Raw genomic sequence first — 6,881 nt, 5'->3', positions numbered from 1 at the left:
ATTTTGTATATCTGTTTGATATAAAAGGGGAAAAGATGGTCGGCATAGCAGGATTTGAACCTGCGACCCCTGACACCCCATGACAGTGCGCTACCAAGCTGCGCTATATGCCGACGTTGCAAGCCATAGTACGGCTTTTTTTATAAAAATCAATATCTCCGCTGTTCGATTGCTTGTTTATTGTCCAGGTAATCTGCATTAAATCAATGGGCTAGAGGTTAATCTAGCCAATCGTTGATCGTTTTGTACATAAAGTCGCGTATTAATGGTTGAGCATCGGCATTAGGGTGCAGGTTATCGTTTTGCATAAGTTCTGGACGGCCTGCAATACTAAGCATGAAAAAGGGCATGAGCTCAGAATCTGTTTCATCGGCAATGGTTTTAAAGCTATCGGTGAAAAGTTTGGTATAACGCGGGCCATAGTTTGGTGGAATTTGTACTTCCATTACGGCGGTTTTCGCCCCAATTTTTTGGCTTTTTGCAATTAAATCACGTAAGTTAGCTTGCAGGCGTTTAATAGGGAAACCTCGTAAACCATCGTTTCCGCCAAGCTCAATGAGTACATGAGTGGGTTCAAATTCGCTTAGTAACGCGTCGAGCCGTCTTAGGGCGCCACCTGTGGTTTCACCGCTAATACTGGCGTTTACTAGGTATACAGATTGGTCTTTTTCATCGTACTTATCTTGTAACAATTTAACCCAGCCTTGCTCTTGTTTAAGTCCGTAAGCGGCGCTTAAACTGTCACCTAGAATTAAAATTGTGTTGTCAGCTGCTGCCGTAAGTGGTTTGATTACTAACAGTAAAACGAATATAAAACGTAGGATTGGATGCATCATATGTCAGCGCTTTCTCAATTAAACATCATTCAAGTTAAAGGACTTTCTAAAACGGTCACCACGGTTGAGGGCGACCTGACCATCCTCAGTGACATCAGCTTTAATGTCAAGTCGGGCGACTCAGTTGCAGTGGTAGGCACCTCAGGTTCGGGAAAGTCTACTTTATTAAGTTTATTGGCGGGCCTTGACCAATCAACGGGCGGCAGTATTCATTTAGACGGAGCCGCATTACACGAATTAGATGAAGAAGCACGCGCAGCACTTCGCGCTGAAAAAGTAGGATTTGTGTTTCAATCTTTCATGCTTGTACAAAGCTTAACAGCTCTTGAAAATGTAATGCTTCCGGCAGAACTTGCAGGAAGCAAAGACGCTAAGCAGCAAGCACTTGAGTTACTTGAAAAGGTAGGCTTAAGCCATCGTGTTGGTCATTACCCATCGCAATTATCTGGCGGTGAGCAGCAACGTGTAGCAATTGCTCGTGCATTTATTGGCACACCGAAAATCTTATTTGCCGATGAACCGTCAGCGAACCTAGATAGCAAAAACGGTAAGTTAATTGAATCTTTATTATTTGAATTAAATAAGGAGCACGGCACAACACTCATTTTAGTAACCCATGATGAGCAGCTTGCACAAAAGTGTCAGCAAATTTTACATATTGAAGCAGGGCAGTTAGTAACTGTAAAAGAAAGCGAAGGAGTGCAAGCGAATGTGGGCTAAATTAGCACTAAAACTGTTTTCACGTGAGTTTAAGCGTGGCGAATTAACAGTGATCAGTGCAGCAATAGCCTTAGCTGTTCTCACTGTTTTAACACTGTCTATGGTTACCGACCGAATTGGCCAAAGTATTGAAGAAAAAAGCAGTGCCTTTATTGCCGCTGATCGCGTTTTAGCAAGTAACCATGCTTTACCTGCTGAGTTTTTAGAAAAAGCCAACCAAGAAAACTTACGCACCGCTAAAATAACCTACTTCGACACCATGTTATTTGCCGGTGACGAAATGCAACTTGGCTCGGTTAAAGCGGTATCAAATACCTATCCGTTAAAAGGTGAGTTAAAAGTAAAAACCAGCCTGACTGACCAACCACAAGTAACTACTGCTATCCCAAGTCGGGGTGAAGTGTGGTTAAGTGAATCTGTGTTTTATGCGCTAAACATTAAAGTGGGCGATAAAGTAGAGCTTGGTGCTGCTACGTTTACGGCTAGTCATGTTGTAGCTGAAGAGCCAGATGCACCGTTTAATGTGTTTTCGAGCAGCCAGCGAATCTTAATTAATGAAGCAGACATTGCTGTTACAGAGGTAATTCAGCCGGGCAGCCGGGTGTTTTACCGCCAACTTTATGCTGGCGATAAAGACAACTTAGATAGCTTTTATGCGTGGTTAAAACCACAAATGAAAGAAAACCAACGCTGGTATGGTGTTAAAGACCGCCAGTCACCTATTTCTAATAGTTTAAATCGTGCCGAAAGCTATTTATTGCTAGCTGGTTTACTTGGCATTATTTTAGCTGCCGTTGCTATTGCGGTATCTGCAAAACGTTATTGTGAACGTCAGTACGACCCAGTTGCTATGATGAAAACGCTTGGCGGTAGCCGCGCGATGATCCGTAAGATCTATTTATTACATTTGAGCCTTGTATGTTCAATGTCGGTGATTGTCGGTTTACTGATTGGTTATGGTTTACAAGCGGTTGCAACGGATTATTTGGCACAAACCATGGGCTCAGCATTGCCGAGTGCATCGGCAAAGCCTTGGATCATTGCGATTAGCACGGGTGTGATTTGTGCGGTTATGTTTTCAATTAAACCGCTACTCGATTTATTTGATATTCCGCCGCTACGTGTACTGCGTCGTAACTTAGGCGACCGTTTATTAGTAAGTAAAGTGCACCTTACTATGTCGGCGCTTACTGTGTTTTTACTGATGTGGTTATTTAGTAACAACATCAAAATTAGTGCAATTTTGTTCCTTTCGACGGCATTTTTAATTGCGGTGTTATTTGGTTTATCAAAGGTTATTTTTGGTGGTGGCCGCAAACTTGGCTTGAGTCCGGGCAATAGTTGGTCATTGGCGATTGCGTCAATTCAAAAGCGTGCCAATGTGAATGCGGTACAATTAATTAGCTTTGCTTTGGCTATCAAGTTATTACTGTTTTTAATTGTACTTAAGAACGACATGATTTCGGATTGGCAGTCTCAGCTTCCTGAAAATGCCCCTAATTCATTTTTAGTGAACATTACTGAGCAAGAGTTAGAGCCTATAACTAGCTTCTTAGCGCAAAACGATATGCCAACGTCTGATTTCTATCCGGTTGTCCGTGGCCGTGTAAACGCCGTAAATGGTGAGTTGGTTGCCCGCGAAGTATCGCAAGAAGACAACGAAAAGAAAGACGAAGAAGCCCGCTCTGGTATTGGTCGTGAGTTAAACCTAACTTGGCGTAAAGACTTACCTAATCAAAATGAGCTTATCGACGGTACATGGTTTAGCGAAGACTCAGTAGCCGAGGCATCGGTAGAAGAGTCGATGCTTGAACGCCTTGATGTACAAATTGGCGATACGCTTACTTTCTTAATTGGTGCGCAGTCGTTTGATGCAAAAATCACCAGTGTACGTAAGGTTAATTGGACCACACTTAAACCTAACTTCTTTATTATTTTAAGCCCTGATGTACTAGCGAGCTTTCCTGCTACTTATATTTCATCAGTGAATGTAAAAGCAGAGAAAAAACGTGAGTTTAATGAGTTGATGCGTCAATACCCAACGGTTAACGTGATAGATGTTGAGAGCTTTATTAAACAAATTCGCTCAACCATAGAGCAAGTATCGTTAGCGATTGGCTTTGTACTAGCGATTGTGGTTGCCTGTGGCGCTTTAGTGCTTATTTCACAAGTGCAAGCAAGTTTGGGTGAGCGTATGCAAGAGATTGTTATTTTGCGAACCTTAGGTGCGAAAGGGCGCTTAATTAAAAATGCCACCTTATATGAGTTTTTACTATTAGGCGTTACCGCAGGCTTAGTCGCAGCGATTGTCAGTGACATCGCTCTGTTAATAGTGCAAAAACAGATGTTCGATTTAGCAGGTAAGTTCCACCCTCATATTTGGGTGATTGGCCCTGCAGTCGGTGGCTTATTTGTGGCATGTTTAGGTTATTTGATGATAGCCCGCACAATGCGAAAAAATACCCAAGGCTTATTACGCTCACTCGCGTAAATGTCTTTCTTTAGGGTTGACTATAAAATGCTCGCAATTGCGGGCATTTTTTATGAATTGCAATTGGTTACTGGTAATTTATACAGTGCTCTGGCATTATTAACCGCAGATAATAATGATAATAGACGGTTCAGTTAGTTGGCGATTATTTTAGGGATTGATCCTGGTTCACGATTAACAGGGTACGGCGTGATAGCTCACCAAGGTGCTAAATTCACTTATTTAGGTAGTGGCTGCATTAAATTGGCCGATCACGATTTTCCGGTACGCTTAAAAATGATTTACCAAGGGATCAGTCAATTAGTAGAGCAATTCTCACCAGACAGTTTTGCTATAGAAAAAGTGTTTATGGCACACAACCCAGACTCAGCACTTAAACTCGGTCAAGCACGTGGAGCAGCGATTGTTGGCGCTTCAATGGCAGAGCTGCCAGTTTATGAATATTCAGCTAGGCAAATTAAGCAGGCCGTTGTAGGTAATGGCGGCGCCGATAAGTCTCAAGTACAGCATATGGTTAAAAACATTTTAAAGCTGCCAGGTACCCCTCAAGCCGATGCCGCAGATGCCTTAGCAATTGCTATTTGTCATGCACACTCAGAACAAAATTTAATAAAACTTGCGGGCAGTGCGAGCAAAACCGTAAGAGGACGATTAAGGAAGTAATATGATTGGTCGATTAAATGGCTTACTTGTTGAAAAGCAGCCACCAGAAATTCTTATTGAAGTAAGTGGTGTAGGCTACGAAGTGCAAATGCCCATGACTTGCTTTTATGATTTACCGGCAGTGGGTGAGCAAGCGGTTATTTATACCCATTTTGTGGTACGTGAAGATGCCCAGCTATTATTTGGCTTTAACAACAAAACCGAACGCGCTTTATTTAGAGAGCTTTTAAAAGCCAATGGTGTAGGGCCAAAACTTGGTCTTGCTATTTTATCGGGTATGTCAGCGCAGCAATTCGTAAGTTGTGTTAACAATGAAGATGCAACAACACTGGTTAAACTGCCAGGTGTTGGTAAAAAAACGGCTGAGCGTTTAGTGCTCGAAATGAAAGATAGACTCAAAGATTGGGGTAATGACTTATTTACACCATTTAGCGATAATGCCGTCATTGAGCCATCAAGTGATGATACCCTAGTGGCAAATAATGCTGCCGATGATGCAGTATCAGCACTTGTGGCATTAGGCTATAAGCTACCGCAAGCACAAAAAGCGGTTAAAACAGTGAACAAACCAGATATGACGACTGAGATTCTAATTAAAGAAGCTCTAAAATCAATGTTGTGAGTAAACCATGATTGAAGCAGATCGCTTAATAGATGCGAGTGAACAAAGTAACGAAGACAGTGTTGATCGTGCAATACGACCAAAGCTGTTAACCGATTACACAGGCCAGCCGCATGTTAAGCAACAAATGGAGATTTTTATCGAGGCCGCTCGCCACCGTGGCGAAGCGCTGGATCATTTATTAATATTTGGTCCGCCGGGTCTTGGTAAAACTACACTTGCAAACATTGTAGCCAACGAGCTTAACGTTAATATTAAAACAACGTCGGGGCCAGTACTCGAAAAAGCAGGCGATTTAGCCGCACTTTTAACGAACCTTGAAGAAGGCGACGTACTGTTTATTGACGAAATACACCGCTTGAGCCCGCAAGTCGAAGAGATTTTGTATCCCGCAATGGAAGATTATCAGCTGGATATAATGATAGGTGAGGGCCCCGCAGCACGCTCAATCAAGCTTGATTTGCCGCCATTTACATTAATTGGTGCAACAACGCGTGCTGGCTCACTCACCTCACCACTTAGAGACCGTTTTGGTATTGTTCAGCGATTAGAGTTTTATTCTGTTGAAGACTTATCAAAAATTGTTGCCCGCTCAGCAAGCTTTTTAGACTTAACCATATGTGATGAAGGTGCAACCGAAATCGCCAAGCGTTCACGCGGTACACCGCGCATAGCAAACCGTTTATTACGCCGCGTTCGTGATTACACCCAAGTGAAATCAGACGGCAAAGTGAATGCCACAGTTGCAGAGCAAGCCCTCGATATGATTGATGTCGATAAAAGCGGTTTTGACTACATGGATAGAAAATATTTGCTAGCTATTATCGAAAAATTTATGGGCGGCCCAGTTGGCCTTGATAACCTAGCGGCTGCAATTGGCGAAGAAAAAGAAACCATTGAAGATGTGATAGAGCCGTTTTTAATTCAACAAGGCTTTATTCAGCGTACCCCACGCGGACGACTCGTTTCAGACATTGCTTATTTACACTTTGGGCTAACGCCTGAGAAATAACTAAAACCCCGCGGTTAGTTACAAGCTTTAAGCTATAAGTATCAAGCAGCTCGAGAGAGCTGCTTTTTTATCGAGATAACTTGCTTATATTAAGTAGGTGTATAGGTTTTTACCGCTTACCGCTTACCGCTTACCGCTTACCGCTTACCGCTTACCGCTTACCGCTTACCGCTTACCGCTTACCGCTTACCGCTTACCGCTTACCGCTTACCGCTTACCGCTTACCGCTTACCGCTTACCGCTTACCGCTTACCACTGGGTTGTTGTCTCATTTTAACATCTGTAATTCACATGCTGTTAAGTTATCGGTAGGTATTCTCATTGGCGTTTGTGTAGGCAAAAAAAAGCCCGCATAAGGATGCGGGCAAACAACAAGTTGAAGGAAGTAATCCAGGGAACTACGGTCTACTTGAATAAGGTTTTATCCCGATTTAAGTAAACCTAGAGCAATACGAAACTTCATATTGCTAAAAACGGAGCTTGATGAAAGAAACTTTCATGAGGTTGCTAGCTCGGTATAGGTAAATAATACGCAAT

At 42.7% G+C, this 6,881-nt stretch carries 7 protein-coding genes and 1 tRNA gene; 6 read left to right on the top strand and 2 right to left on the bottom strand.

Annotation, left to right across the window (positions count from 1 at the left end; genetic code table 11):
• Positions 1 to 36 precede the first annotated feature (36 nt).
• A tRNA-Pro gene (locus L1D51_RS19800) sits at positions 37 to 113 on the bottom strand.
• 105 nt (positions 114 to 218) lie between these two features.
• Positions 219 to 836, bottom strand: coding sequence for an arylesterase (locus L1D51_RS19795; protein ID WP_054553006.1), 618 nt, complete (start codon positions 834 to 836; stop codon positions 219 to 221).
• Here L1D51_RS19795 and L1D51_RS19790 point away from each other — a divergent pair, their 5' ends adjacent.
• The 6 genes from L1D51_RS19790 (at position 837) to L1D51_RS19765 (ending at position 6,621) form a co-directional block, all read left to right on the top strand.
• On the top strand, positions 837 to 1,556 hold the full coding sequence (locus L1D51_RS19790; protein WP_054561283.1) for an ABC transporter ATP-binding protein: 720 nt from the start codon (positions 837 to 839) through the stop codon (positions 1,554 to 1,556). It begins immediately after the preceding gene.
• Complete coding sequence (locus L1D51_RS19785) at positions 1,546 to 4,047, top strand: ABC transporter permease (protein WP_055022385.1); 2,502 nt, start codon at positions 1,546 to 1,548, stop codon at positions 4,045 to 4,047. The genes L1D51_RS19790 and L1D51_RS19785 overlap by 11 nt, the downstream gene beginning before the upstream one ends.
• A gap of 138 nt (positions 4,048 to 4,185) precedes the next feature.
• The gene (gene ruvC / locus L1D51_RS19780) at positions 4,186 to 4,710 is read left to right on the top strand and encodes a crossover junction endodeoxyribonuclease RuvC (RefSeq protein WP_054561285.1); all 525 of its coding nucleotides are present in this window, start codon (positions 4,186 to 4,188) and stop codon (positions 4,708 to 4,710) included.
• A gap of 1 nt (position 4,711) precedes the next feature.
• Positions 4,712 to 5,332: a Holliday junction branch migration protein RuvA gene (ruvA, locus tag L1D51_RS19775; RefSeq protein ID WP_055022384.1), complete on the top strand. Its 621-nt coding sequence runs from the start codon at positions 4,712 to 4,714 to the stop codon at positions 5,330 to 5,332.
• A gap of 7 nt (positions 5,333 to 5,339) precedes the next feature.
• Positions 5,340 to 6,344 carry a Holliday junction branch migration DNA helicase RuvB gene (gene ruvB, locus L1D51_RS19770; RefSeq protein WP_239964589.1) on the top strand — a complete coding sequence of 335 codons (1,005 nt, stop codon included), beginning with the start codon at positions 5,340 to 5,342 and terminating at the stop codon, positions 6,342 to 6,344.
• 97 nt (positions 6,345 to 6,441) lie between these two features.
• Positions 6,442 to 6,621 (top strand): hypothetical protein, encoded by a 180-nt coding sequence (locus L1D51_RS19765; RefSeq protein WP_239964588.1) that lies wholly within the window; start codon positions 6,442 to 6,444, stop codon positions 6,619 to 6,621.
• Positions 6,622 to 6,881: the final 260 nt, after the last annotated feature.

Source organism: Pseudoalteromonas shioyasakiensis, from assembly GCF_022398475.1.
GTDB lineage: Bacteria > Pseudomonadota > Gammaproteobacteria > Enterobacterales > Alteromonadaceae > Pseudoalteromonas.
This window is presented reverse-complemented; position numbering and strand designations above follow the sequence as displayed.